At 42.4% G+C, this 24890-nt stretch carries 25 protein-coding genes; 5 read left to right on the top strand and 20 right to left on the bottom strand.

Features of this window, described 5'->3' with window-relative positions; translation table 11 throughout:
• Positions 1-50 precede the first annotated feature (50 nt).
• From V1502_RS06810 to V1502_RS06765, 10 genes are all read right to left on the bottom strand, one after another.
• Positions 51-2264, bottom strand: a complete 2214-nt coding sequence (locus V1502_RS06810; RefSeq protein WP_409253611.1) for a penicillin-binding protein — start codon at positions 2262-2264, stop codon at positions 51-53.
• Positions 2261-2623 (bottom strand): cell division protein FtsL, encoded by a 363-nt coding sequence (gene ftsL / locus V1502_RS06805; protein ID WP_409253610.1) that lies wholly within the window; start codon positions 2621-2623, stop codon positions 2261-2263. Before ftsL ends, V1502_RS06810 begins: the two co-directional genes overlap by 4 nt.
• Positions 2624-2648: 25 nt before the next feature.
• Complete coding sequence (gene rsmH, locus V1502_RS06800) at positions 2649-3581, bottom strand: 16S rRNA (cytosine(1402)-N(4))-methyltransferase RsmH (RefSeq protein ID WP_409253609.1); 933 nt, start codon at positions 3579-3581, stop codon at positions 2649-2651.
• 76 nt (positions 3582-3657) lie between these two features.
• Positions 3658-4089 (bottom strand): division/cell wall cluster transcriptional repressor MraZ, encoded by a 432-nt coding sequence (mraZ, locus tag V1502_RS06795; protein ID WP_409253608.1) that lies wholly within the window; start codon positions 4087-4089, stop codon positions 3658-3660.
• 646 nt (positions 4090-4735) lie between these two features.
• Complete coding sequence (bshC, locus tag V1502_RS06790) at positions 4736-6355, bottom strand: bacillithiol biosynthesis cysteine-adding enzyme BshC (protein WP_409253607.1); 1620 nt, start codon at positions 6353-6355, stop codon at positions 4736-4738.
• Positions 6356-6456: 101 nt separating this feature from the next.
• The gene (locus tag V1502_RS06785) at positions 6457-6843 is read right to left on the bottom strand and encodes a DUF3397 domain-containing protein (protein WP_409253606.1); all 387 of its coding nucleotides are present in this window, start codon (positions 6841-6843) and stop codon (positions 6457-6459) included.
• Positions 6844-7737, bottom strand: coding sequence for a 2-dehydropantoate 2-reductase (locus V1502_RS06780; RefSeq protein WP_409253605.1), 894 nt, complete (start codon positions 7735-7737; stop codon positions 6844-6846).
• Between the two features lie 377 nt (positions 7738-8114).
• Positions 8115-9653 carry an acyl-CoA carboxylase subunit beta gene (locus V1502_RS06775; protein WP_409253604.1) on the bottom strand — a complete coding sequence of 513 codons (1539 nt, stop codon included), beginning with the start codon at positions 9651-9653 and terminating at the stop codon, positions 8115-8117.
• 77 nt (positions 9654-9730) lie between these two features.
• Positions 9731-9943: a biotin/lipoyl-binding carrier protein gene (locus V1502_RS06770; protein WP_409253603.1), complete on the bottom strand. Its 213-nt coding sequence runs from the start codon at positions 9941-9943 to the stop codon at positions 9731-9733.
• Positions 9944-9968: 25 nt separating this feature from the next.
• Positions 9969-11315: an acetyl/propionyl/methylcrotonyl-CoA carboxylase subunit alpha gene (locus V1502_RS06765; RefSeq protein WP_409253602.1), complete on the bottom strand. Its 1347-nt coding sequence runs from the start codon at positions 11313-11315 to the stop codon at positions 9969-9971.
• A 241-nt stretch (positions 11316-11556) separates the two neighbouring features.
• Between V1502_RS06765 and V1502_RS06760 the strand changes: the two genes are divergently transcribed.
• Positions 11557-12030: an N-acetyltransferase gene (locus V1502_RS06760; protein ID WP_409253601.1), complete on the top strand. Its 474-nt coding sequence runs from the start codon at positions 11557-11559 to the stop codon at positions 12028-12030.
• 99 nt (positions 12031-12129) lie between these two features.
• Here the strand turns inward: V1502_RS06760 and V1502_RS06755 are convergent, their stop codons facing one another.
• The 4 genes from V1502_RS06755 to V1502_RS06740 form a co-directional block, all read right to left on the bottom strand.
• A complete protein-coding gene (locus V1502_RS06755) occupies positions 12130-12756 on the bottom strand; it encodes an RsfA family transcriptional regulator (protein ID WP_409253600.1) in 627 nt (208 codons plus the stop codon).
• Positions 12757-12860: 104 nt separating this feature from the next.
• Complete coding sequence (locus V1502_RS06750; RefSeq protein WP_409253599.1) at positions 12861-13628, bottom strand: enoyl-CoA hydratase/isomerase family protein; 768 nt, start codon at positions 13626-13628, stop codon at positions 12861-12863.
• Between the two features lie 1628 nt (positions 13629-15256).
• Positions 15257-15430 carry a 50S ribosomal protein L32 gene (gene rpmF / locus V1502_RS06745; protein WP_006836756.1) on the bottom strand — a complete coding sequence of 58 codons (174 nt, stop codon included), beginning with the start codon at positions 15428-15430 and terminating at the stop codon, positions 15257-15259.
• Between the two features lie 62 nt (positions 15431-15492).
• Positions 15493-16032 carry a YceD family protein gene (locus V1502_RS06740; RefSeq protein ID WP_409253598.1) on the bottom strand — a complete coding sequence of 180 codons (540 nt, stop codon included), beginning with the start codon at positions 16030-16032 and terminating at the stop codon, positions 15493-15495.
• A 150-nt stretch (positions 16033-16182) separates the two neighbouring features.
• Between V1502_RS06740 and V1502_RS06735 the strand changes: the two genes are divergently transcribed.
• A complete protein-coding gene (locus V1502_RS06735; RefSeq protein ID WP_409253597.1) occupies positions 16183-17400 on the top strand; it encodes a nucleotidyltransferase in 1218 nt (405 codons plus the stop codon).
• Between the two features lie 364 nt (positions 17401-17764).
• On the opposite strand, the gene V1502_RS06730 is transcribed toward V1502_RS06735, so the two are convergent.
• Both V1502_RS06730 and V1502_RS06725 read right to left on the bottom strand, forming a co-directional pair.
• Positions 17765-18802 carry a SepM family pheromone-processing serine protease gene (locus tag V1502_RS06730; RefSeq protein ID WP_409253596.1) on the bottom strand — a complete coding sequence of 346 codons (1038 nt, stop codon included), beginning with the start codon at positions 18800-18802 and terminating at the stop codon, positions 17765-17767.
• A 6-nt stretch (positions 18803-18808) separates the two neighbouring features.
• Positions 18809-19591, bottom strand: a complete 783-nt coding sequence (locus V1502_RS06725; RefSeq protein ID WP_409253595.1) for a patatin-like phospholipase family protein — start codon at positions 19589-19591, stop codon at positions 18809-18811.
• Positions 19592-19763: 172 nt separating this feature from the next.
• On the opposite strand from V1502_RS06725, the gene ylbJ reads away from it, so the two are divergent.
• Entirely contained in the window at positions 19764-21008 is a 1245-nt protein-coding gene (gene ylbJ / locus V1502_RS06720) for a sporulation integral membrane protein YlbJ (RefSeq protein ID WP_409253594.1), read from the top strand.
• A gap of 599 nt (positions 21009-21607) precedes the next feature.
• Here the strand turns inward: ylbJ and coaD are convergent.
• Both coaD and rsmD read right to left on the bottom strand, forming a co-directional pair.
• Complete coding sequence (gene coaD / locus V1502_RS06715) at positions 21608-22090, bottom strand: pantetheine-phosphate adenylyltransferase (protein ID WP_409253593.1); 483 nt, start codon at positions 22088-22090, stop codon at positions 21608-21610.
• 71 nt (positions 22091-22161) lie between these two features.
• Positions 22162-22719: a 16S rRNA (guanine(966)-N(2))-methyltransferase RsmD gene (gene rsmD / locus V1502_RS06710; protein ID WP_409253592.1), complete on the bottom strand. Its 558-nt coding sequence runs from the start codon at positions 22717-22719 to the stop codon at positions 22162-22164.
• Between the two features lie 499 nt (positions 22720-23218).
• Between rsmD and V1502_RS06705 the strand changes: the two genes are divergently transcribed.
• Complete coding sequence (locus V1502_RS06705; protein ID WP_409253591.1) at positions 23219-23608, top strand: methylthioribose kinase; 390 nt, start codon at positions 23219-23221, stop codon at positions 23606-23608.
• Positions 23609-23666: 58 nt separating this feature from the next.
• Here V1502_RS06705 and V1502_RS06700 read toward each other — a convergent pair whose 3' ends face one another.
• Complete coding sequence (locus V1502_RS06700) at positions 23667-23942, bottom strand: YlbG family protein (protein WP_409253590.1); 276 nt, start codon at positions 23940-23942, stop codon at positions 23667-23669.
• A gap of 85 nt (positions 23943-24027) precedes the next feature.
• Between V1502_RS06700 and V1502_RS06695 the strand changes: the two genes are divergently transcribed.
• Positions 24028-24342: a hypothetical protein gene (locus V1502_RS06695; protein ID WP_409253589.1), complete on the top strand. Its 315-nt coding sequence runs from the start codon at positions 24028-24030 to the stop codon at positions 24340-24342.
• Between the two features lie 89 nt (positions 24343-24431).
• Here V1502_RS06695 and V1502_RS06690 read toward each other — a convergent pair whose 3' ends face one another.
• Positions 24432-24875, bottom strand: a complete 444-nt coding sequence (locus tag V1502_RS06690) for a YlbF family regulator (protein WP_409253588.1) — start codon at positions 24873-24875, stop codon at positions 24432-24434.
• Positions 24876-24890 lie beyond the last annotated feature (15 nt).

Genomic DNA, 24890 nt, shown 5'->3' with positions numbered 1-24890 from the left:
GTTGTACAACTAGTAACGGAACGGTATGAGCATAGTCCCCATCTGCCTCATTAATTCAATGGGGCCTCTTCATCCGTTTCACTTTCTTTTTTCTCTTCCTCAATCCGCTGTTCCGGAGTTTGGAAAGTCACCACGAGCGGTTCAGATTCATTGATAGTGGAATCGGGTTTAATATTTTGTTTCGTTACATACCCTGTTCCCACCATATTCAGTTCCAGGTTTGCCATTTTCGTGACTTTAAGGACATCCCTTACCGACCACCCTGTCATATCAGGTATGGTTATGTTACCTTTGGTACGCAGGACAACTCTTTCTCCTTGCAGCATGACTTCCCCTTTAGAAGCTGACTGTTCAACAACTGTTTGACCATCTCCAATTACTACCGGTTCAAGCCCTGCTTCTATGAGTTGTTTTTTTGCTTTTTCCACAGACTCACCTGTAAAATCAGCCAACTCTGCTTTCTTCAACGTTTTACTTTCTTCCGGTTTAATATTTAAGTATTTAAGACTGTTCAGCATCACGGGATTGAATACTTGGGAAACAGGGTCCGATCCAATCTCAGTAATTTTCAATTCAGGTTTTTTTATTGCCACATACACTATCAACTGTGGGTCATCCGCAGGGGCCATTCCCAGGAAGGAGAACAGATAGTTTTCTTTCCCCCACTGATAACCGCCATTTTCAAGGTCGGGTATCTGTGCAGTACCTGATTTACCCGCTACATCATATCCCTCTATTGCAAACCTTTGCCCTGTCCCCTCTTCGGAAGTTACCGTGGTGGCTAGATATTCCCTCACCTTTTTGGCTGTTTCTGCCGAAATAGGAGTTCCGGCAACTTCAGGTTCCGTTTGCTTTATAATCTCATTCGTGTCAGGATCAACTATCTTCTCAATAACATAAGGTTTCATCATGTTTCCGTTATTTGCAATAGCTGTTTCTGCCTGAATGATTTGCAACGGAGTCACGGTTGTCCCTTGTCCGAATATAGTCGTATATTTTTCGATCGGATAGTGATAAAGTATTTTCCCCGGTGTCTCATTCGGCAGATCAATTCCTGTTAATTGGCCAAAACCGAATTTATTTAGGTACTCTAAGTACCGGTCTGTACCTATTTCATCAAGCAGTTTAGCAAATGCAACGTTTGAGGACCTCTGAACCCCTTCCAGATAGGTGATGCTTCCCCATCCTTGTCCACCGTTATGATCCCTGATCGGAACCGGATTCCCTTCTACGAAATACTTACCAGATTCATAGTAGGCATTAGGGGCAAATACTCCTTCTTCGACAGCGGCAGCCAAGGAGAAACTTTTAAACGTCGACCCAGGCTCATAAGAAGATTCAACAATCTCATTCTGCCAGGATACAAGATCTTCTCTAGTATCCGGATGGAAAGTCGGCCTCTGGGCCATAGCCAGGATTTTTCCGGTTTTTGGGTCCGCTACAATCGCCAGCATTTTCTCAGGCTTGTACTGTTTATTGACCTTGCTCATTGTCTCTTCCAGGAAGGTCTGAATTTTCTTGTCGATGGTTAAGTATACATCGCTGCCGTTTTGCGGAGGCGTGACATGTTGTTCAGTCTGAGGAAGAATATATCCCCATTTATCACTGTCATACTTAACCAGCCCATCTTTTCCTGAGAGGTATTCATTCAGGCTTTTTTCAATCCCCATCTTGCCGACGATTTCTGTTGTATTGTCCTCATTGTCTTCTTTTTGGGCAAACCCTATTAGATGTGAAGAAAATATCCCGTTAGGATAAAACCGCTTTGAATCTTTAATAAACGTAATGCCCGGGAGATTTTCCTTCTCAATTTGAAGTTTCAACTGGTGCGAGATTCCTCTCCCTGCACTTCCAAATTCGACTTGAAATAAATCTTTTTCAATTCCCTTTGAAAGACGGTCATAAAGAGTATTCTGATCCACTTCTAAATGTGAAGCCAATACCTCAGCCGTTTTCCGGGGGTCTTCCACATGTTTGGGTTCATCACTGTCTTTTGAAACAGATTCGTCCAGTATGGCTACAAGAGTATAAGCGGAAGTATCTTCGGCAATTACCTCTCCCTTATGATCATAGATCGTTCCTCTGCTCGCTTCCAGGACTCCGCTTTTCAGATATTTTTTTGCTGCTTGTGCCGCCAAAACTTTACCGTCAGCTTCTCCCGTCACTTGGATAGTAACAAACCTTACCATTAAAACAAAAAAGAGCAGGCCGAAAAATCCAAAAAGGATGGCTGCTCCGATTCTCATTCCCGGTCTCTTTTTCATTGATTCTGCACAACCTTAACATTCTTTTCTTTTAAATCAAGACCGAGTTCCTTGGCTTTCTCCAAAATTCTCTCGTATGTACTCAGTTCACTGATTTGCAATTTTAAGTCGTTGTTTGCTTTTTCTTGCTTATCGATTTGTGATTGCACAATCTGAATTTCTTGATTCGCTTTATAGATGGATGACTGGGTTGAAATTATGTTAACGGCCATGAAGCAAAACACCACACCAATGATGGCTGCAAGAATTTTTTCTCCAGGAGTAATCAGCGGCCTCTCTTCTCTTACCGGGACTGTTTCTTGCTGACGCTGCGGCTGTTGGATCGTCTGCTCTCTATATTTTCTCGCTAAATTGCTCACTCTCTCTACTCCCTCCTGTTTTATTCTAAGCTTTTTCCGCTACTCTCAATTTAGCAGAACGAGCTCTGTTATTTCTCTCTAATTCTTCTTCACTGGGCAGAATCGGCTTCCTGTTCACCAAATTCAATTCCGGCTTATATTCGTCAGGAATCACAGGCAGTCCAGGCGGAAGATCAGGTCCTGAAGCCTTTTCCCTGAATATAGATTTCGTGATGCGATCTTCAAGTGAGTGAAAAGTAATAACACTTATCCTTCCACCTGGTTTCAATATCTCAATAGATTTTTCAAGAGCTTCTTCCACGGCATCCAGTTCATCATTGACAGCGATTCTAATGGCCTGGAATACACGTTTTGCAGGGTGGCCGCCCTTTCTTCTTGCAGGTGCAGGAATGCCTTCTTTAATCAACTCCACTAATTCACCTGTTGTTTCAATTGGCTTAATCTCCCTGGCTGCTTCAATTTTACGGGCAATTTGCTTGGAAAACTTCTCTTCACCGTAACGGAAAAAAATCCTCACAAGATCTTCATAGGCCCATTTGTTAACCACTTCGTGAGCGGTCAGATCTCCTTCAAGATCCATTCTCATATCCAATGGAGCATCGTGGTGATAGCTGAACCCTCTTTCGGGCGTATCCAACTGAGGTGAAGATACCCCAAGGTCAAACATGACCCCGTCCACCTGATGGATTCCCCTTTCTGCCAGCTCTTCTTTAATGAAGCGGAAATTGGATCTGATGAATGTTACCCGATCCAAATAAGGGGCAAGCTTTTCTTTTGCATGGTCAATAGCTGTCTGGTCCTGATCGAAGCAGTACAATTTACCTTTCTCCCCCAGCTGTGAAACCAAATATTCACTATGTCCTGCACCGCCAAGAGTACAATCAACGTAAACGCCATCCTCTTTGATGTCCAGTCCATCCACTGTTTCTTTTAGTAAAACGGTTGTATGTTCAAACATTTTTTTCACCTTTCCAATCGAACTGCATGTTTTAGTAAAGTCTATTTCCAAACCGGTTGTTGTTTTGCAAAGAGGATCAAATATTGAAATCAATCATATTCTCAGCGATCTCTGCAAAGGAATCCTCTGACTGTGAGAAATAGTCTTCCCATAAAGCCTTGCTCCAAATCTCAATTCGATTGGAAACTCCCAAAACTACACATTCTTTATCTAACTTTGCGTACCCTGTAAGTGTGGAGGGGATATTGATACGCCCGGTCTTGTCCAATTCGCATTCTGTAGCTCCCGAAAAGAAGAACCGCGTGAATGCCCGTGCGTCTTTCTTGGTCAGTGGCAGAGTTTTGAGCTTTTCTTCCAACGCTCGCCATTCTTCCATGGGGTAACCGAATAAACATTGATCGAGCCCACGGGTTAATACAAAGGCATCACCAAGATGCTCCCTGAACTTGGATGGAACGATTAAACGTCCTTTATTATCAATGTTATGTTGATATTCGCCCATGAACATGTCCACTGCCCCCACTTTCTAACACAAATGTACCACATTCCCCCACTTTTCTCCACATATAATTTAATTTCTTTTTCTTTACAGAAAATCCTGCTTCATTTCTTGCCTCTTTTGTTAATTTCGCTTTTTTGTAAGGGTCTTTTCGTACAACTTGTTGCTATCCTGGATGAGACAGTTTATATAGGCTCTAATCACATGTTCATAAACATGTAGGAATTCACTGATTTGCAACAGTGGTAATTACATATTTAAATGCAATAACATTTTCAAAATAACCTATAAAAAAAGCCCTTCACTGACAGGAATGGGATGGGTTGCATTTTCAGTAAGATGGGATAATAATAAAAGTTGCTCTCCAGCACCTTAGGAACAACAGTCCGTTTTCTAAAAGATTATTGCACTTTACAATAACTGTTATGGATCTGTTTATGAAAGGTTGATTGGAGCGGAAGGTGTGCGATCTCCTGCGGGAATAGCGGGACAGGTGAGACCCCGGAGGCACAGCCGAGGAGGCTCACCGCCCGCCCCGCGGAGTCGCGCACCTGAAGCGTAAATCAACTCCTTATTCAAATAGCAACAATTCTTACATAAATAGTCGAACAAAAAAAAGAAGGCGATGTCACCCATCACCTTCTTCTTTGTTTTCTTAAATTTTTACAACTTTATGTTTTCCGTCAAATTCCAGCGGCAGCTTCATTAGTTCCTTAATGAAATCCTCACCGTACCGGTTCAGGAAGTAATACAAATTCCATAACCGTTCTTGTGGCGAGCCGTCAGGTTTTAAGGATGCCTGGACTTTATCAAATTTAGCAAGCTTCACTTCATGCCTGCCCTTTAAGGATTGTTCCGCCTTCAATCTTAAATAATCGAATTGCTGCCTGTGGAAAGCTAGGTTTTTCTCAACGATACTATCCAGACCCTTATCAATGCCTGCTGCCTTGGGCAGGATTTTTTCATAGGATGCCATCAGTTCTTTTTCAGCCGCATCAATGTCTGCTTCCAGTGTGACATCTTTAACAGAGTTCCAATACGCCTGTTTCTGCTCTTCGACTCCATTTCTCAATACAGCATGGAGTTCAAGGCCGAGCTCATCCATGTTTTTGCTGATATCCCGTTCCAGGATGGTGAGATTCAGCCTTGGAACGATCGGAGGCATTTTGAATCCTGCCCATTCAAAGGCTTGCTTGAGTTCACCCCAATAAGCGATCTCACCGGGACCCGCTATAAATGCAAGCGTTGGAAAGAGCCATTCCTGCATTAATGGGCGTGTTACAACATTATTACTGAATCTATGAGGCTCGGAATGAAGGATTTCTTCCAGCTGACTTTGCGTATAATGGACTTCACCATTCTTCCCTCTGAATAAATCACCATCCCGCTCAAGGAGAATCCGTTCCCCATTCACCTTGATAAACAAGTTAGCGGCATTTTCTTTCATTTCTATGGTAAGAGGGAAACCATTACCTGAAATGTCTTTCTGTTGTTTCCTAACCTTTTCCGTTAAGGTGCTGCTGCCTTCGAGCAAATGAAGGAAGAATGGCTTTTCCAACTGCCTTAATGGAGGGTATGCAGAATCGATCAACAGGAGACCGTAATCCTTGAAGAGGGTCATGATGATGCTGCTGAAGAATTCAACAATCGATCCGGCTCCCTGAACAGCGTTTTCCAAATCCTTCAATAGATCCTTTGTGAATTCTGTCTCTCCAAAGTGTTGAATTACCTGATGGACCCATTTCCGCATGGTCTCTTTGTCATAGAGGAACTCGCTGGTCATCGCTTTATCCATTGCCCGCTCCGGGTATCCCACCTTTTCCAGCTTCCCTTGATGCTCAGCAAAAACATGATTGACTTCAAGATAGTCGTGGTCTTCACCGGCTACCCAGAAGACAGGTACCACTGGAGATTGCAACTTTTCTTCCTGCTCTTTGGCAAGCTTAATTATGGAAATAACCTTATGTATTGTATATAGGGGTCCTGTTAATAACCCTGCCTGCTGCCCCCCGATGACTACTGAGGCATCTTCTTTTAATTTTTTCAGTGATTTCTCAACTTCTATACTGGAGGGAAATGGTTTCATGTACCCTTCAATAACCTTTGCCAGAGCTCCTCTGGGGAAATCCCTGCCTTTTAAATCCGCAACTCTCTTAGCGTAGAGATCGGAATCCTCAAGGTTGTAATGAAAAAAAGAAGTTACAGGAGGTTCCTGCTGTAAGTATAATGAAGCAAAACGATTTGTTGCTGGAATATATAAGCTTTCCAGTTCCATATGATATGACTCCTTTTCTTCCAACTTCTACTGTTCGTAGTATAGCATTCCACAACAATAAAAGGAAAAAACTTGCCTGAAATATATATTAGTAAATTGATTTAGAATGTTCCAGCAATCCTTGCAGCAACACCATAAAATAAAAGGAAGAGGTAGGCAGTGGAGAACAGCAGGAAGCCGAGCCTCCAACCTCCTTTTAATATGTTGCGAAAAACAATTTCCTCTTTAACCTTCCAGTGAATAACCGACAGAAGGCCGGTACCTATTAAAAGAACAAGAATGAGAAGCCAGAGAAAAGACTTATCCCAGATGGCGACTATAATGAAATGGACGGAGAATAATAATAGAAAAGTGGTAATATCAACTGCGGTATTCACCGCTTTTCTATGGTTCCCGCTGATTTGTTTCATGACGATGAAGGCAGCAAAGTAGCCCAGAAAAGGCAAAAGCACAAGAACTGCTGCAACTCCTGATATAATCGAAGACAATTATCCTTTCCTCCTTTCTTGATCAAGTCCTTTAACCATTTTATAGAGAGTTGGAATGATGGATAGAGGAATATTCTTAGCGGCCGCTTCATCTATGATGGCTCCAAGAATAGCTTCAATCTCTGTCTGCCTCCTTGCCTTTAGATCAGCAAGCATGGAGGAGGTATTCTCCCTTGTATTGCAGGCAATCGTTTTTATATCCTGAAAGTCAATCACATGGCTGAGTCTCGGATACAGAAGAAGGATTTCATTAAAGACAGAGCGGGCAAGAGATTCGAAGCTATCATTTTCAACCAACCGCCCATTCTGAACTCCCAATACAGCGGTCAAGGGATTAATGACAGCGTTGACTGCGAGTTTCTCAATAAGCATCATTTGATAGTCAGCTTTGATGTAAACGGGAAACTCGGTGCATGCTGCCGATAATTCTTCCAGCCTCCTCACACTGCCTCGATAGACCGCTGCGTTCGTCTTTCCCTTCCCTTTGTGGGCAACTACATTTTCTGTAATCCTGAGCGCCCCGTGCTCCACGGTTCCAACATATATATGGTTGTGCGGAAGTTGTTCCAGCATCTTAAGATGACCAATTCCATTCTGTAAAAATAATAAAGGAGTTTCCTTAGGAATAATGTTTAGGGTCTTTTGCAGGGTAGAAAGGTGATACTGCTTCACAGCTATGATGATTAAGTCATTAGGTGACAAGTCTCCATACTCAGTGACAGCTTTTACCATGACAGATTCATCACTATGGAGATGTTGGAGGGTGATTCCGTTTTTGTTAATCATGTCTTTTTGTTGGGGTCTTCTCACATAGAGTGAGACATCGAAACTCTTTCCAAGGTATGCAGCAAAGAGCAAACCGATAGCGCCGCCGCCGATAATGCCTACTTTCATACGATCTCCTCAATCCATTTTTTTCGTTATTACTAAGAATATTCTACCATTTCCTCCTTCGACAGGAAACAGTCATCAACAGATTAGGGAGCTTTTCCTCCTTCTATTCTGAGCCCGCAACTTGTTTATTAAAAGCTGTTTGTATAGATTGTTGCTACCGGCAAGCTACAAAGGGCCGGACTTTTCTCTTAGGTACAAGGGCTTTTCTCTCTGAAAAGGGATGAGTAGCTCTTTTCTTTCTTGCTGACCAAGGTAATTTCTATGAATTCTGGCATATCTTCTGAACTTAATAATAAGTAGCAATACAATATTAGGAAAGAGCCTTATCAAAAAAGGGTCAACCCCAGAAAATTCATCTGAAGGTTAACCCTGGTTGGTCAAACTGGATATACCGGGTGTTTTCTTTTACTGAACTCCACTTCTTTTGTCTCATATAGCTTAAAGCGCTCAATCAATACGCCGCGAAGTTCATTAGGTCCCGTGATCTCATCTACTATCATCTCAGAAGCGAGCTTGTAAATGTCTATGTGCTCCTTATATTCTTTCTGTTTTTCCTGAACATAGGCAATCCGTTCTTTCGGATCTTCTATGGCCTGTATTTTATTTGAATACACGGCATTAACAGCAGCTTCTGGCCCCATGACCGCAATTTGGGCTGTAGGAAGGGCTATGCAAACATCCGGTTCAAATGCCGGGCCGGCCATCGCATACAAACCTGCTCCATAAGCTTTCCTGACAATCACAGAAATCTTCGGTACCGTTGCTGAACTCATCGCAGCTATAAGTTTCGCACCATGCCTGATGATTCCAGCTCTTTCAACCTTGGTCCCAATCATGAAGCCCGGCACGTCGGCAAGGAATAGCAACGGAATAGAGAATGCATCACACAGCGTAATGAATTTGGCCGCTTTATCGGCAGAGTCAACGAACAGGACCCCTCCCTTTACTTTCGGCTGATTGGCAATAATCCCTACTGGCTTTCCGTCGATTCGGGCAAATCCTGTTACGATTTCCTGTGCAAATAACTTCTTCATTTCAAAGAAGCTTCCTTCATCGATTAATGAATCAATGCATTCATACATATCAAACGGAGCGTTTTGATGTTCAGGAATGATCTGCTCTAAGGTCCTTCCCTCTTTAGGTTTTACACTCTCTACGCCGGCTGGCTTTTGCGTGTAATTTGAAGGGAAGTAGGATAAGTACTCTTTGGCAGCCTTGATTGCCTCTTCTTCAGAGTATGCCAGCATGTCACCAACCCCGCTGACAGAACAGTGCATTCTCGCTCCGCCCATCTCTTCAAGCGTCACCTTTTCACCTATTACCTTTTCCGCCATACGCGGAGAGCCGAGGTACATGGAAGCGTTACCGTCTACCATAATGACAATATCACAAAAAGCAGGTATGTAAGCCCCTCCTGCTGCAGAAGGTCCGAATAAAAGACAAATTTGCGGAACCATGCCTGACATCTTCACCTGGTTATGGAAGATCTTCCCTGCTCCTCTACGGTTAGGGAACATTTCAAGTTGATCCGTGATCCTGGCACCTGCCGAATCAACAAGATAAAGAATTGGCACCTTCAGGTTCAATGCCGTTTCCTGTATCCGGATAATTTTCTCAACAGTCCTGGCCCCCCATGATCCTGCTTTGACGGTAGAATCGTTCGCCATGACACAAACCGTCCTGCCCCCGATCTTACCGGTTGCCGTCACTACACCATCAGCGGGCAGACCTTCTTCCTGGCAATTGGCAAACATGCCATCCTCCTGATATTCCCCATTATCAAACAGCAAGTTCAGCCGGTCCCTGACGAACAATTTATTTTGTTCCTTCAGTTTTTCATGATACTTCTGCTGACCGCCGCCGGAAATTTTCTCCCTTTTTTCATCAAGTACATGTTCATATGTTTTTTGAGACACAGAAAAATCCCCCTTTGTTTTCAGTTATCAATCAAAAGATGCCGAATTGGCTGACTTCCCGGAAAAACTCTTAAAACTTACTCAAAAGTAACCAGAACATCGCCTTCGTTAACGAAATCCCCTACATTCACTTTCACTTCGGCAACTTTCCCGGAGTTTTCCGCCTCTACGGGGATTTCCATTTTCATCGATTCAAGCATAAGAATCGTCTCACCGCTGTTTACCTCCGCACCTGTTTCTACCAAAACATTCAATACCGTTCCTGCCATGGATGCTGTAATTTCCTTCATTGTGAGTTCCTCCTAATAGTTGCTGTTATTTTTTCATTGCGAGCCTTGAGCTTAACCAGGCTGTATTGTAAGAACCGTTATTAAAGCTCTCTTCCTTGAGAATATCCCGGAAAAGAGGAATATTGGTCTTTACCCCTTGTATCTCTGTTTCATCAAAAAACTTGACTGCCTCTCTAATGCATTCATCCCGGGAGCTGCCGCGAATGATAACTTTGGCAATCATTGGATCATAAAACGGTGTAACATTATTTCCTTCCGCATACCCGGTGTCTATGCGTGCGTTTTCAGTTTGACCCCATTTAATGGATGAAATATTCCCTGGTGAAGGGAAGAATGTCTTAGGATCTTCCGCGTATAGCCGGAATTCAATGGCATGGCCTTCGCTTCGGATTCCTTCCTGTGTTGAAATCGGCAGTGCCTCTCCTCTGCTGACAAGAATCTGCCATTTTACCAGATCAAGATTAGTGATACTTTCAGTAACCGGATGTTCAACCTGCAGTCTTGTATTCATTTCGAGGAAGTAGAAATTTTCGTCGTTATCCACAATGAATTCCACGGTACCAGCATTGACATAGTTCACTGCTTTCCCAGCCCGGACTGCGGCTTCATACATCTTTCTTTTAGCCTCTTGGGATAATTGCGGTGATGGCGCCTCTTCAATTACCTTTTGGTTACGCCTTTGGACAGAACAATTTCTTTCAAACAAATGAAGGAGGTTCCCTTTCTCATCCCCAAAAATTTGAATCTCGATGTGTCTGGCATTATCGATACACTTTTCCAGAAAAACTTCGTCATGTCCAAAGTACGCTTTTGCCCTGTTTTTGGTAGAGTCAAAGCTTTGAACGAGCGCTTGCTCATCATCACAGCGGATCATCCCGATACCCCCGCCTCCACTGCTTGCCTTCAGCATCACGGGGTAACCAATCGCCTCTGCCGCTGTCTTGGCTTCTTCTATTGAAGCAACGCCACCGTCACTTCCAGGCACAACAGGAACATTAGCTGCCTGCATTGTCTTCCTTGCCGCAACTTTGTCTCCCATCATTTCCATAACTTCAGCAGAAGGACCGATGAACGTAATCCCGCTGTCTCTCGTTTTCCTTGCAAACTCACTGTTCTCGGACAATAATCCATACCCTGGATGTATTCCGTCTGCGTTTTCCCTTTTAGCAATATCCAGAATGGCATCAATTTGCAAGTAAGATTTATTTACTGGGGGTTCGCCTACACGGAAAGCACTGTCGGCTTCCTTTACATATGGCATATCTTTATCCGCATCTGAATAGATGGCGACCGTATCAATTCCCATTTCCTTGCATGTACGTATGATTCTCGAAGCAATTTCTCCCCTGTTTGCCACTAAAATTTTCTGCACAACATATCCCCTTTCTTATCATCAGATACTTAGTCTACTAATAGTTTTCTACAAAAAAACAAAAAATCCTCCTAAAACTGCAAGCGCTTTCTTTATTGAGTGCAGAATTTTTTGTATTTTTGTTATATAATGATAATATCATACTCTTCAAATATAGTAATGAATGAATAGTATCTTTATAAATCTTATTCATTCAGAAAAAGAGGTATACACTATTTCAATTGCTCAGGAGGTATCAGCTATGGCAATAAAGGTTGAAAAGCTAAAAGTAAATTACAAAACACTGGAAGAATTCAAGAAGTTTAGGGAATATGGTGTTCAGGAGCTATCCATGCTGGAAGATCTAGAATCTAATATTATAGAAAATAACAGTGAATCCCCTTTTTACGGCATTTACTTCGGAGATACTCTCATTGCGCGGATGAGCCTATATGAAAGAGACTCACGTTATGACCTTTATTTCGACCCTCCGCAGAACTACCTTGAGCTATGGAAGCTTGAAGTACTGCCAGCCTATCAGGGTAAAGGATACGGAAAAGTCCTGGTAGACTTCGCGAAAAGCTTCAAAATGGCTATTAAAACCAACCCCCGTATTCAATCACACGGGTTTTGGGAGAAGATGGGCTTCGAAAAAGCCACATATGATATGGAAAGAGACTTGGGACAAAACCCTCTTATCTGGCTTCCAGAAGGTGTAAGTGAACAAAAACACTAATAGTCCTGCGTGGGAGGTTATTAGTTCCCCCAAGTTAGAAGTGTACAACCGGAAAAGGCTGACGTATTGTCAGCCTTTTTTATTTCATGAAACTTTTTATTATTTCTGAAGTCGTTGGAGATTTCCGTTTTTATCCATCTGAAACTTTACTTTATCATCATTTTCTTGCAGCAAAGCCATTTTACGAGCCTTTTCAAATATAGAAAGCAATGATTGATGATCTTCTTCCAGCAGTTTCAGCTTCTCTTTATATACAGCATTGGCTTCCTTTAATTTTTCATTTTGATGTTCGAGTTTCCCCACATACTCTTCTAGTTTTTTATAGGCCGATTCTAATTTATCATGATTCAAGTTGTCCTTCAGACCTTCAAGAAATTCAATTACTCCCTTTAGTGTCAGCGTATTTGAATTAACTTCTTCCGCCTTATCTACAGGCACCCTTTTATACTGAACTTCTGACTGCTTAACTTCTTCTGGCGTAGAAGACACGGGATGATTTTTATTTTCTTTGCGCTGCCTTTTGGCAAGTTCAATGCCGGACTTATACTGTTTGCGCACAAATGAATTCCAGCGAAACCCGCAGGCCGCAGCTGTCCTGGATAATTTTCTCCCTACTTCCTCAAATGCCTGCAGCTGGGTGCCCCCTTCCCTGATATGACGAAGGACTACCTCGGCAAGCAATAAATCTTCATCCTGACTCCAGGCATCTTGTCTATTAGATGTCACTTCTATCCCTCCTGTATGAATTTATTTATTAATCCATACTTATGTCTATGGTAGAAAAGATAGAATATATTACACAATATTTTTAGAGTATGTTTCCCGCTGAATTAATTCAGCCTCTTAGATAGGAATTTCTCAACTGCCGCATGATGTTCTTCTTTTTCCCATAATTTAGCACACTGCCTGATTTCTTTGTTTATTCTTTCACGAAGTTGACCCGACTCCCATTTTTCTACCACAGCATTTTTATAGGAAGACAAGACATGAACGTCTTTATTCAGAAATCCTTCCATAAACTGAAGAACTGATGAAATATCAGTAGTTTCAACCAACTCATTGACGAAACCAAATTCAACCATCTGCTCAGAAGTGAAAACTCCTGCTGTGCCTAAAAGATAGAGGGCATCGCTAAATGCTAGCTTTTCCATAAGCAGAGACCCGCCCCCCCAGCCAGTTGTGATTGCCAGCCGGCCTTGGATAAATCCCATTCTTGCCCCATTTCTCGCCAGCCTGAAGTCACACGCTGCAGCTATTTCACACCCTCCTCCGACTGCACTTCCATTTATAAGGGCAGCAGTCATTTTTGGAAGCGTTGCCAATTGATAGAGTATGTCCCCCATTTTGTTTAACATAGCATATGCTTGTTCTTCGGTCTGAAGTCCATGAAAAGTATCCAAGTCCCCCCCTGAACAAAACGCCTTTTCTCCGGCTGCGGTTATGATCAGCAATTTAACCCTATCATCATTAGCCGCCTCATCAATCGCCGCTTTCAAACCATCCATCACTTCATAATTAATGGCATTCCGTTTCTCTTCCCTGTTAATCGTAAAAATTAGAGCTCCTTCGTCTGTCCTGTCCAATATGTAATCTGCCATAACCTTTAAAACTCCTCCCTTTGTGAACTAATATGTACTAGTATGCTGCTACTAAAAAAAGGTCTGTGAATAGACCACTTTTAGAAACCTTTCTCCAACTATAATACAAGATTACTTTTATACAGAACATCCCTTCAACTGGGCAAGCAAGAAAAAAAGCGCAAGCCCCCTTGTAATTTTCAAGAATTTGTCCCATTTTAGGAGTTATTGGGCTGTTGAGGTTCTGTTATCTTCAAGATGTTGGCCCATTTAGAGGTTTATTGGGCCGTTGTGATTCACAGATCCTCGAGATCTTGGCCCATTTAGGGGGTTATTGGGCCGTTGAGATTCACCCATCCTCGAGATGTTGGCCCATTTAATCAGTTATTGGGCCATTGAGATTCAGCTATCCTCGAGATGTTGGCCCATTTAGGGGGTTATTGGGCCGTTGAGATTCTGCAACCCTCAAGATGTTGGCCCATTTAATCAGTTATTGGGCCATTGAGATTCTGCAATCCTCGAGATGTTGGCCCATTTAGAGGGTTATTGGGCCATTGAGATTCACCATTCCTCGAGATGTTGGCCCATTTAGAGGGTTATTGGGCCATTGAGATTCACCCATCCTCGAGATGTTGGCCCATTTAATTAGTTATTGGGCAGTTGAGATTCACCCATCCTTGAGATGTCGGCCCATTTAATCAGTTATTGGGCCGTTGAGATTCACCCATCCTCAAGATGTCGGCCCATTTAATCAGTTATTGGGCCATTGAGATTCAGAGATCTTCGAGATGCTGGCCCATTTAAAGGGTTATTGGGCCGTTGTGATTCAAAGATCCTCGAGATGTTGGCCCATTTAGAGGGTTATTGGGCCAACGAGATTGAACAACCCTCAAGATGTTGGCCCATTTGATCAGTTATTGGGCCATTGAGATTCTGCAACCCTCAAGATGTTGGCCCATTTAATCAGTTATTGGGCCATTGAGATTCACCATTCCTCGAGATGTTGGCTCATTTAGAGGGTTATTGGACCGTTGAGATTCACCATTCCTCGAGATGTTGGCCCATTTAATTAGTTATTGGGCCGTTGAGATTCTGCACTCCTCGAGATGTTGGCCCATTTAATTAGTTATTGGGCCGTTGAGATTCTGCAACCCTCAAGATGTTGGCCCATTTAATCAGTTATTGGGCCATTGAGATTCACCAATCCTCGAGATGTTGGCCCATTTAGAGGGTTATTGGACCGTTGAGATTCACCATTCCTCGAAATGTTGGCCCATTTAATTAGTTATTGGGCCGTTGAGATTCACCATTCCTCGAGATCCTGGTCCATTTAATCAGTTATTGGGCCGTTGAGATTCACCATTCCTCGAGATCCTGGTTCATTTTATCAGTTTTTGGCCGTTGAGATTCACCCATCCTCGAGATGTTGGCCCACTTTCCGCATGGCAAATGTACTCGATTTTCCTTTTCAAGTTTGCTTCTTGCAGAGAGGGCTCTGTTATGCCGCGTGCCATTTGTAGGTAACTTCCGACATAAATCTGGACATGGTAAACCCAGTTAGGAGTTATCCCCAGAAAATTTCCTCAATAACAATAAAAAAAGCGTGAAGACCCATGGTCTCTTCACGCTTTTTTTGTTATAAATAAAAATTATTTATTTACAACTTCTTTTCCTTTATAAGTACCGCACTCTTTACATACACGGTGAGCTAGTTTCATTTCCCCGCAATTCGGGCATGCAACCATACCAGGTACATTTAACTTGAAATGTGTACGGCGTTTTCTCTTTGCTGTTTTAGATGTTCTTCTAAAAGGTACTGCCATTTCTTCCCACCTCCTTACAGAGATATGTTATGATGAATCCAGAACGAGCTGGTTCACGCGCTTTAAGAGTTCTTGTCCTGTTCAAGAAGCTTCGCCAGACCTGCAAGCCGAGGATCGACTTTTTCTTCCTCTTCTTCCGCCTGATTGGCCTGTTCTTCAGTAATGACTTCCCAATTCTTGCCGGATGGAAGATTTTCATCATCTTGTGCTTTTTCGCTGAAAACTTGCATCGGAATTTCAAGAACGAGCAATTCCTTAATGACTGGCATTAAGTCAATGACATCCCCTTGGATCCGGTGCACTTCTTCCTCTTCAAACTGATCATAGTCATTCGCTTTTAATAAGAATGTTTCGACCGTGTCAATATCAACCGGAAAGTGTACATCTTCCAGCGTTCTAGAGCAAGGAAGAACAAGTTCACCTTCAATAGAAAGATGGAAGGTTACTTTTTCAGAACTAATGTCCGCTCTTCCCGTGACATGGATTGGAGAAACATCACGTATCTGAGGATCAAGTGTTTTCACTTCACTTGCATCAACCGTTTCATCAAGGATCATGCCCTTATCACGAAACTTCTGCAATTGAATTATTGACCATTTCAATGTAATCACCTCAAGGCAACAAAGGTAATTATAGCTTTCATAATACCTTTTGTCAATATTTTTTCTTTACACTCTTTACAAGTATAGTGTTGTAATTATAACTTGTATTTATGAGTATTTACCACCCATTTTAAAGGATGTGAAAAAGAAATGAAAGCAGCGGGCGTTATTGTAGAATATAATCCGTTTCATAACGGTCATTTCCACCATCTTTCGGAGACCAGAAAAATGACAAATGCCGACCTGGTCATTGCTGTCATGAGCGGCAATTTCCTTCAGCGCGGCGAACCGGCTATTGTTTCAAAATGGTCGCGGACTAAGATGGCCTTGAAGGCAGGTGCAGATATTGTGATAGAGCTGCCCTATGCCTTTGCCACCCAACACGCCGAAGTGTTTGCCAGAGGTTCTGTAGCATTATTGGATGCCATGAAATGTACCTCCTTTTGTTTCGGCAGTGAATCGGGGGACATTGCCGCTTTTGAATACACAGTAAAGTATCTGAGTGAGCATGAAGAGCAGTATAATGCTTTTGTCCAGGAGTATATAAAAATGGGGATGAGCTATCCTTCTGCCCTGTCAAAGGCGTTCCACAGCCTTGATACAGAGCATTCACTGGTAGATTTGTCTATGCCTAATAACATCCTTGGATATCATTATATCCAAGCCCGCAATTCAATAGGCTCCGATATGAAAGCCTATACCCTCGGCAGAAAAAACGCAAATTATCATGATGAAACCTTTACGGATGAAACGATTGCCAGTGCCACGAGCATTCGGAAGGAACTCAGGAAAAGACAAGGAAATGTCCAAGCTGTCCACTCTTTCATCCCTGAGTCGACGCTGGATGAAATGATAGCCTATCAGGATACATATGGAATTCTTCATGACTGGGAAAAATACTTTCAATTATTAAAATATCGAATACTTTCTTCCTCCAGTGAACAGCTCTCCGGCATTTATGAAATCGAAGAAGGAATCGAAAACAGATTTAAAACTGCTGCACGTACATCTTCGAGCTTTCAGGAACTAATGGAAAACGTTAAGACAAAGAGATATACCTGGACTCGATTACAGCGAATGGCCCTGCACATTTTGACTAACACAACAAAGAAGGAGATGAATGCCAATATGTCTCCCGGCTATATCCGTCTTCTTGGAATGACCTCAAGCGGCCGGCAGTATCTTAACCTCCACAAAAAGGAGCTGGGGCTGCCTATGATCAGCAAACTGGGATCTGCTGACCAAAATGAAATTTCCTTGGATATCAAAGCTTCCCAAATCTATTCAATGGCAGCAGACGATCCTGCAATCCAAAGCATGCTTCTTCAACAAGAATTTAAACAACCGCCGATCTATTTATCAAACTAAGCTGCTCAAAATGCAATATTGTTTATTAAAAATTTCTTCTGTTCTTTTTACTTGAAGCTGTTTTCGTATAGATTGTTGCTATCGGAAAAATCCAAAGGGCCGGATTTTCCCCTTGGGTACAAGGGCTTGTCTAACTGAACAGGGTGATTGGCTCTTTTCTTTCTTGCTGACCAAGATAATTTCTGTGAATTCTGGTCATATCTCTTAAAATTAATAGTAAATAGCAACAAAGTTTTAGAAAAGAGCCTTACTTGAAGATGAAATTAAGTGAAGCTTTATAGACTAACACCTTTTAGACCTAAACCAACAAAACCTAAATCTAAAGAAAAAGAACTGAACGGCTGCGTTCAGTTCTTTTTCTTATTTACAACGAATCCAGATAGTTCAAAGCATCTGCAAACGTCTTTACAGGCACTATTTTCATGTCGGTACCAATTTCTTCAGCTGTCTTTAGAGCTTCTTCATAGTTTGGTTTCAAGTCTGGATTGGTTTTTGCAATTCGGTCAGGGATGATGTCCATAGGAGCAAAGAAGACATCAGCACCTGCATTATCTGCCGCGATGACCTTTTGTTCAATGCCACCAATTCTTCCGACCGTTCCATTTGAAGAAATTGTACCCGTCCCGGCAATCTCCAGACCATGGGTGATGTCCCTCTTTACAAGTTCATTATAAAGCTGAAGGCTGAACATCAACCCTGCAGAAGGCCCGCCTATTTTTGCGGTGTCCATCTTCACCTGTGGGGTCGTGATGATTTCTTTATCATCAACTAAACCGATGCCCAGTCCGACTTTCCCTTCACTGGCCGAAAACTCAGCCAGTGAAATTTCCTTTTCCTGCTCTTTTCCATCCCTGGTATACGTAATCATCACGGAATCCCCGACCGATTTTTTATTGATATAATCAATAAACTCCTGAGAAGAGCTGAATCGATTCCCATCAATTGCCGTTATCATATCTCCGGGTTCAAGGACTTCAGCAGCAGGCATCCCGGGATACACATTCAAAACATATACCCCGTTATACTCAAAAGAATAGGGCTTATCCGCATGCTTGAATGCAACCTCGATTGCATTCAGTTTTGAAGATTCCATCAGGTGAAGCTGCCTGACGTTGTATTCCTCATCTGTTTCATCTGAACTCCTGATTTCTTCTACAGGATAGATATGTTCATACTTCTTGATGGAGGCCATCAAATAAGTATAGATATTGGCTTTCCCCATCCTTACTGTTGTAAGCATAAACTTACCTTCGTCCTCATAACCGCCCTCCACCTCTATCATCGGATCAAGGTCCTTTGCGCTCCCCGGCTTCGTAACATAATAGGGCAAATAATAGAATGAACTTCCTATAATAAGTATCATCATGAAGATTAGAATTCGGATCCACTTTTTTTGTGACACTAGCTGTTACTTCCCCTTCCATTCTTCAATTGCTTTCTTTATTGAAGGAATTATTTTCTTGGCTTCCTCCTCACCGACCGCTATGATCTCCTCAATGTTCGTGAATGCCCTTGAACTGTACTGTTCTACATCAGGCCTGATCATAAAATCTGCGCGGAGTTCCCGGTGGCGGATGACTTCCTTCTGGAGGATATCGATGCTCTGCATTATAACATCATATACGGTTGTAATTTCAGCATTCTGCTTAACCTGTGCAACGTCAACCCCGATGACGATATCTGCTCCCATATCCTTGACCACGGAGACCGGAACCCTGTCTATGACCCCTCCATCGACAAGAAGTTTACCGTCTATTTTTTCCGGTACAAATATCCCGGGGATACTGATGCTTGCTCTGACTGCATCCGCTATCGGCCCCTTGTTAAAGACCACTCTCTCCCCGTTCGTGAGATCCGTGGCTACGACAGATACAGGAATGCTTAGATCTTCAATGTTTTTGTTATGGCTGAAAAGCCTGACAAACTGCTTGATTCTTTTTCCCGCGATAAAGCCCATCTTTGGCACAGTAAAGTCGAGATAATACTTCCTTTTGAAAGCAGTTGATAATTTATATAAATCTTCCATATTATGTCCTACACCGTAAAAACAGGCGACGAGTGCCCCCATGCTGCTGCCCGCAATCATATCTACAGGGATGCCTTCTTCTTTAAAAGCCATCAGCACTCCCAGGTGCGCGAATCCTCTTGCACCGCCTGAACCAAGTGCTAAGCCAATTTTCGGCTGGTCCACATGGGCTCCCCCTTTTTTTCTTCTATTGTTCTCATCTTATGGTCTATTTTTAACGTCTATGAGTATATTTCAATAATATGAGGACAAGTTGTGATTGTTATTTAGAGAAAATATACTTTCATTTTAACACTATTTACAGTATCTACAAGACAAGGAATATAAACTTTCCGATATGGTTCTGGGGGGGAACAGATTGAATGTTTCACAATTGAAGACAATTACTTTAGCGGCCTCGGTCACCATACTAGCCGCCTCTCTTATTATATTTCCTCAAGAATCTTTTGAAGCATCCATCCGGGGACTGAACATGTGGTGGGAGATTGTATTTCCGTCCTTGCTTCCCTTTTTCATTATCTCCGAAATGCTCATTGGGTTTGGGGTGGTGAAGTTTATCGGTGTCATTTTAGAGCCTCTTATGCGCCCGTTTTTCAGGGTTCCAGGGGTCGGGGGTTTTGTATGGGCAATGGGGATGGCATCCGGGTTTCCGGCGGGTGCCAAGTTGACAGCACGGCTTCGCCAGGAAAATCAACTCACTCAAATCGAAGCAGAAAGGCTTGTATCATTCACCAATTCGTCAAACCCGCTTTTTATTTTTGGAGCCGTTTCAATCGGATTTTTTTATAACCCTCATCTCGGGATCATTCTTGCCTGTGCCCATTACCTGGGGAATGTTTGCGTCGGCCTCATCATGAGTTTCCACGGTCGCAAAGAGGAAAGCAAAACCAATATCTCGTCTAATAAAATCTTTTCAATTAAAGAAGCCTTATCCGCTCTTCACCGAACAAGGCTCAAAGAAAAAAGGCCCATCGGAAAACTACTTGGTGATGCAGTGAATTCCTCCATACAAACACTGCTGATGATCGGTGGTTTTATCATTTTGTTTTCGGTAATCAACAAGCTGTTATTTCATCTGCAGGTTACCCCATTCGTGGCGGATGCCTTGAATATTTTTTTCCGTATATTCATGATGCCGGAAGAACTGAGCCTGCCGTTTATATCAGGTTTATTTGAAATTACACTGGGAAGCCAAATGACAAGCGGTGTCGAATCAGCAACTCTTCTTCAACAGGCCATCATCATAAGTTTCATCCTTGGGTTCAGCGGTTTCAGTGTACAAGCTCAGGCAGCGAGCATTATAGCACAAACGGATATCCGTTTTCGTCCCTTCTTTATCGCGCGGATAATTCACGGAACTGCAGCCGCTATAATTACCATACTTATATGGAAACCTGTCTATGTGAAATTTTATCAAGATAAACCTTCCAATGCCGTTCCTGTCTTCAATAATATGGACTGGGAATTCTGGGAACAGGCCTTCCTGCGTATGAAGGAATGGGGACCGGTGATTACCCTGTTCTCTTTAGTAATTTACATCATCCTCTATATGTTGAAAATCAAGGATGACTCCAAGGGCTAGGTTCGTACCATGGCACGGTACTGGATGCGCCTTTCAGTCTCTGAATCACTAAAAGCTAACCCCCAAGAAACCTTTCTTTTAAGGATTTTTGGGGGTTAGTTGTTGTCTGGCTGGAATTTGTTAACACAGTCCTTTTAGAGTTGTACTTATCTAGTGGTTTTCTTAGGACTGAGTCACTCGTTTCTATGCAGGTTTGCTTCTTGTTGTTGTGTTTTTACTAAAAACTTTTAAAGGTACTCCTTTGATAATTTAACCTGCCTTTTGACTCTAGAACCTTTCAAGAGGCAAAAGTCATCGCATCCTTTGCCTCTAGAACCTTCCTACAGACACTTCCTCATGAAAACCATTACTATTTTTGCCTCTAGAACCTTCCTACAGCCACTTTCTCGTGTAAACCATCGCGCTTTTTTCCTCTAGGACTGTTCTAGAGGCACCCTCAAGTGAATTTCCTCCCGATTCTTGCCTATATGAATCCTCAAACGGTACACAACCTTTCTAACGTCCCGCTTTCGAACTCCAGCATATTCCTACTCCCCCCTTCCCTTTTGGCTCTTAAAGAGAATAAAAAAACAAGCTGCATAAAAACAGCTTGTTTCCCTTTAGCTATTATTCTTAGTCTGTAAAGCTATCTCTACAGGTTTAGGCACGAGTTCCGAAATATCGGCATCATATTTAGCGACTTCTTTTACGATCGAAGAACTTAAGAAAGAATATTGATTGTTAGTCATGATAAAAAATGTTTCAATATTCTCATCCAGGACCCTGTTCATCGAAGTAATCTGCATCTCATACTCGAAGTCTGAAACCGCACGAAGTCCACGAAGAATTGCATTGGCATTCACACTTTTCGCATAATCCATTAACAGGCCTTGAAACGAATCGACCACCACATTGGGTATATCCTGGGTAACTTCCCTGATTAACTGCATTCTTTCTTCTACTGAAAACATAGGTTGTTTAGATGAATTGTTTAATACCGTTATGTATAATTTATCAAAAACTTTTGCCCCGCGGGTGATGATGTCCAAGTGTCCGTATGTAATCGGATCAAAACTACCAGGGCAGACAGCTATACTTGACATGCTTGCAGCCTCCATTTCTTATAAAAAGGTTTTGTATCATATAGAAACCCTTTGCGGTTACATGTATTTACTCATTCTCCGTGCTTCTGGAATATTGTAATCCCAATAATTCCATAGGACTCCGTTCTGATGGTTCTCAGGCTGCCGATATCTTCCGGGAGAATAATATCGGAACTATGTTCGCAGACCACGTAACCGCTTTCAAATAATAAATCGTTTTCTTCAATTTCTTCTAACAATTCTTGAAGTTTTTGCTTCTTATAAGGAGGGTCCAAAAAGATATAATGAAACGTCAACTCTCGCTTAATCACAGCTTTCAAGGCCCTTCCGGCATCATTCCTGTATACTTCACTTTTTTCATTGTATCCGCAGGAACTCAGGTTGCTTTTGACCGTTTGTATGGCTTTAAAATCTTTATCTACAAAAATGACTTTGTCCAAGCCCCTGCTCAGCGCTTCTATTCCAAGGCCCCCGCTTCCTGCAAACAAGTCCAGGCCGGTGCCTGAATCAAAATAAGGGCCGATAATATTGAAGATGGCTTCTTTCACTTTATCTGTCGTCGGTCTTGTCCCACTGCCCGGCACAGCCTTTAATGGCCTGCCTTTGCATTCACCAGAAATTACTCTCATTTCATTCACCACTGAATATGTATTTATTTCTTTTATATCCTACCATATCCAAACATCTTTTGCCATTTATCGTCGATACATGATGAATTTCGTTGAATTTCCTCCTCAAATGTATAAAACTTTATTCACTGGTGATAATGCTAGTAACAACATCTTTTCTGGTGTTGTTGCCAACCGCGGAGAAGACTTACGTTTCCCCATAAGTTCTTCCTCCGGTTTCTCCTCTCCCTTTGCCTTCTTTCCCTAGTGGAATTAGAAGGACCCTGCAGGATGTCCTGCAGGGTTTTTTTGTTTTTTGCTACTTTTTATTGTGTTGGCGGATGGCGTTCCTACCACACGGGGCACCTTTTTCTGTCTGGCTCTCGAATGAGGTACCGCGCTCCCCATTCGCGGTACCTCATTTCTACGGAACACCCTTTACTTCTTACGGGCTCTTTGGAATAATTAAAAACTGGGAAAGCAAACTGAAAAGAATGAGGAATGAAAGGAAGTAATATATATGATTCAACGTTTTATTGAATTGGGGGAAGGGTATTCCGATCTATATGAACTGATTGAATTGGCCCGCTGCAATGAGTCAAGGATGCTTCACTTTATGGCTTTTCATACAGTCGTAAACGAACGTCCGGTTACTTCATTGGCTATAGCTCTGAAACCTGCACAAGAAGGGAAGTTTCAGCCTATCTATGTCTGCCGGGAAGGCATTCCTGATCCGAATCATGTGCCAAACAAACGATTCGATCTGTTTGAACAAGCCGCCAAAGCACAAGGGCGGGAAGTCATTCAGATGGATGTGAAACCGTCTTCGGTCTTTGCTGAGAAAGAATTGTACTATCAGCACCTTATCGCCATCTTAAGGCTGAATCACTATATCCCGCCTTTGCAATAACAGGTTGCAAGCGGTATACAAAAAGCAAACAGGCCTGCGTTCCCTGTTTGCTTTCTTTTTAAATACCCATTTTATAATCGTATTCTTTGGCTTTATCCGGCTTTGAGTTTTCATATTGGGTTTTGATGAAGGGCTTGTAGGATGGCTCCACTTTTTTCACATAGGAATAAGAGGATAGCTTTTCTACAATTGCATCGGTTTCGCTTTGATTGCAATACAGCACAACATATTTCAATTTCCTGGAAACATACTGTACGTTGCCAAACCTTCTCATAGATTTCGCGTGTTTCAAACTGTATAACCACACTGTAATACCTTGTCTTTCGGTAAACATTTTATTTTCCCCTTAAGTTCACTCTATTTTTCATAAGTCTAGCATAAAAAATAACAATAAATCAACAAAAGAAGGGATGGAACAAATGGACCTGACACTGATTTGGGATAAATTCGCAGAACATTTGCAATCATTTGAAGGCATTGAGGACTTTGAAATGAAAAAGATTGCCGGGATTCCCTTTATATATGTTGGAGGCTCTCTGCCCAAGGATCAGCTGGAAGAACTGATCAAGAAGGCAGCAGCCAAATCCATGCGCGGCAAACGCCTTCACTCAGAGACTGTGTATGTCAGACAAAAAGGGTCCGAATTGGTCTATCGTCACCGATTCTATGTTCCCCAGGAAAAGATGTTTTGCTGCGGCAACCTTTGTGTTGACTGCATAAGGCTCAGAGGCTGATTACTACAGTTTTTCTGACTGCTTCCTCTGAGCTCTACATCCCACTTGTCCTCCTTTAATAAAAAAAATGCGAGGGCATCCCCCGCATTTTATGAACAACCGCAGCTTCCTCCACTTCCACAACCGCCTCCGCATGCAGAGCCGGAATCAAAGAATGGATTCCCTGTCGGCACTTTTACATTTTCTGATACTGATCTTCCAATTAAAACACTGACTTGATCCAAGAGATCCTGAAGGTCATTTTCAGCACAACGGAAATTTGCAACATTTTCATCCATATCCATATCGCGTTTCAACTGTCGAATTTCCATCATGACCCGTTTGTAGTCTGGATGGTAACGCCCAAAGCGCTGAACTTCTTCGTAAAGTTCCTTCATTTTGTTGAATTCCTGAATTTTGCGCTGTGTTTCTTTATCTGTATTAAGCTTATATAAACAACGACGATACTCCTCTGCAACATCCGATTGCAAAATTTGAGCAGCCAATTTTTCAGCAGATTCCTGTATTTCCAGCCTTTCTATTGTAGCAAGCAAAAACGCTCACCTCCA

The organism is Rossellomorea sedimentorum (assembly GCF_046237645.1).
Classification (GTDB): domain Bacteria; phylum Bacillota; class Bacilli; order Bacillales; family Bacillaceae_B; genus Rossellomorea; species Rossellomorea sedimentorum.
This window is presented reverse-complemented; position numbering and strand designations above follow the sequence as displayed.

Bases quoted from the DNA above. Each gene is read 5' to 3' on its own strand.
- V1502_RS06810 (WP_409253611.1), bottom strand. From the start codon at position 2,264: ATGAAAAAGAGACCGGGAATGAGAATCGGAGCAGCCATCCTTTTTGGA.
- rsmH (WP_409253609.1), bottom strand. From the start codon at position 3,581: ATGTTTGAACATACAACCGTTTTACTAAAAGAAACAGTGGATGGACTG.
- mraZ (WP_409253608.1), bottom strand. From the start codon at position 4,089: ATGTTCATGGGCGAATATCAACATAACATTGATAATAAAGGACGTTTA.
- bshC (WP_409253607.1), bottom strand. From the start codon at position 6,355: ATGGAACTGGAAAGCTTATATATTCCAGCAACAAATCGTTTTGCTTCA.
- V1502_RS06780 (WP_409253605.1), bottom strand. From the start codon at position 7,737: ATGAAAGTAGGCATTATCGGCGGCGGCGCTATCGGTTTGCTCTTTGCT.
- V1502_RS06770 (WP_409253603.1), bottom strand. From the start codon at position 9,943: ATGAAGGAAATTACAGCATCCATGGCAGGAACGGTATTGAATGTTTTG.
- V1502_RS06760 (WP_409253601.1), top strand. From the start codon at position 11,557: ATGGCAATAAAGGTTGAAAAGCTAAAAGTAAATTACAAAACACTGGAA.
- V1502_RS06750 (WP_409253599.1), bottom strand. From the start codon at position 13,628: ATGGCAGATTACATATTGGACAGGACAGACGAAGGAGCTCTAATTTTT.
- rpmF (WP_006836756.1), bottom strand. From the start codon at position 15,430: ATGGCAGTACCTTTTAGAAGAACATCTAAAACAGCAAAGAGAAAACGC.
- V1502_RS06735 (WP_409253597.1), top strand. From the start codon at position 16,183: ATGAAAGCAGCGGGCGTTATTGTAGAATATAATCCGTTTCATAACGGT.
- ylbJ (WP_409253594.1), top strand. From the start codon at position 19,764: ATGGTTCTGGGGGGGAACAGATTGAATGTTTCACAATTGAAGACAATT.
- coaD (WP_409253593.1), bottom strand. From the start codon at position 22,090: ATGTCAAGTATAGCTGTCTGCCCTGGTAGTTTTGATCCGATTACATAC.
- rsmD (WP_409253592.1), bottom strand. From the start codon at position 22,719: ATGAGAGTAATTTCTGGTGAATGCAAAGGCAGGCCATTAAAGGCTGTG.
- V1502_RS06705 (WP_409253591.1), top strand. From the start codon at position 23,219: ATGATTCAACGTTTTATTGAATTGGGGGAAGGGTATTCCGATCTATAT.
- V1502_RS06700 (WP_409253590.1), bottom strand. From the start codon at position 23,942: ATGTTTACCGAAAGACAAGGTATTACAGTGTGGTTATACAGTTTGAAA.
- V1502_RS06695 (WP_409253589.1), top strand. From the start codon at position 24,028: ATGGACCTGACACTGATTTGGGATAAATTCGCAGAACATTTGCAATCA.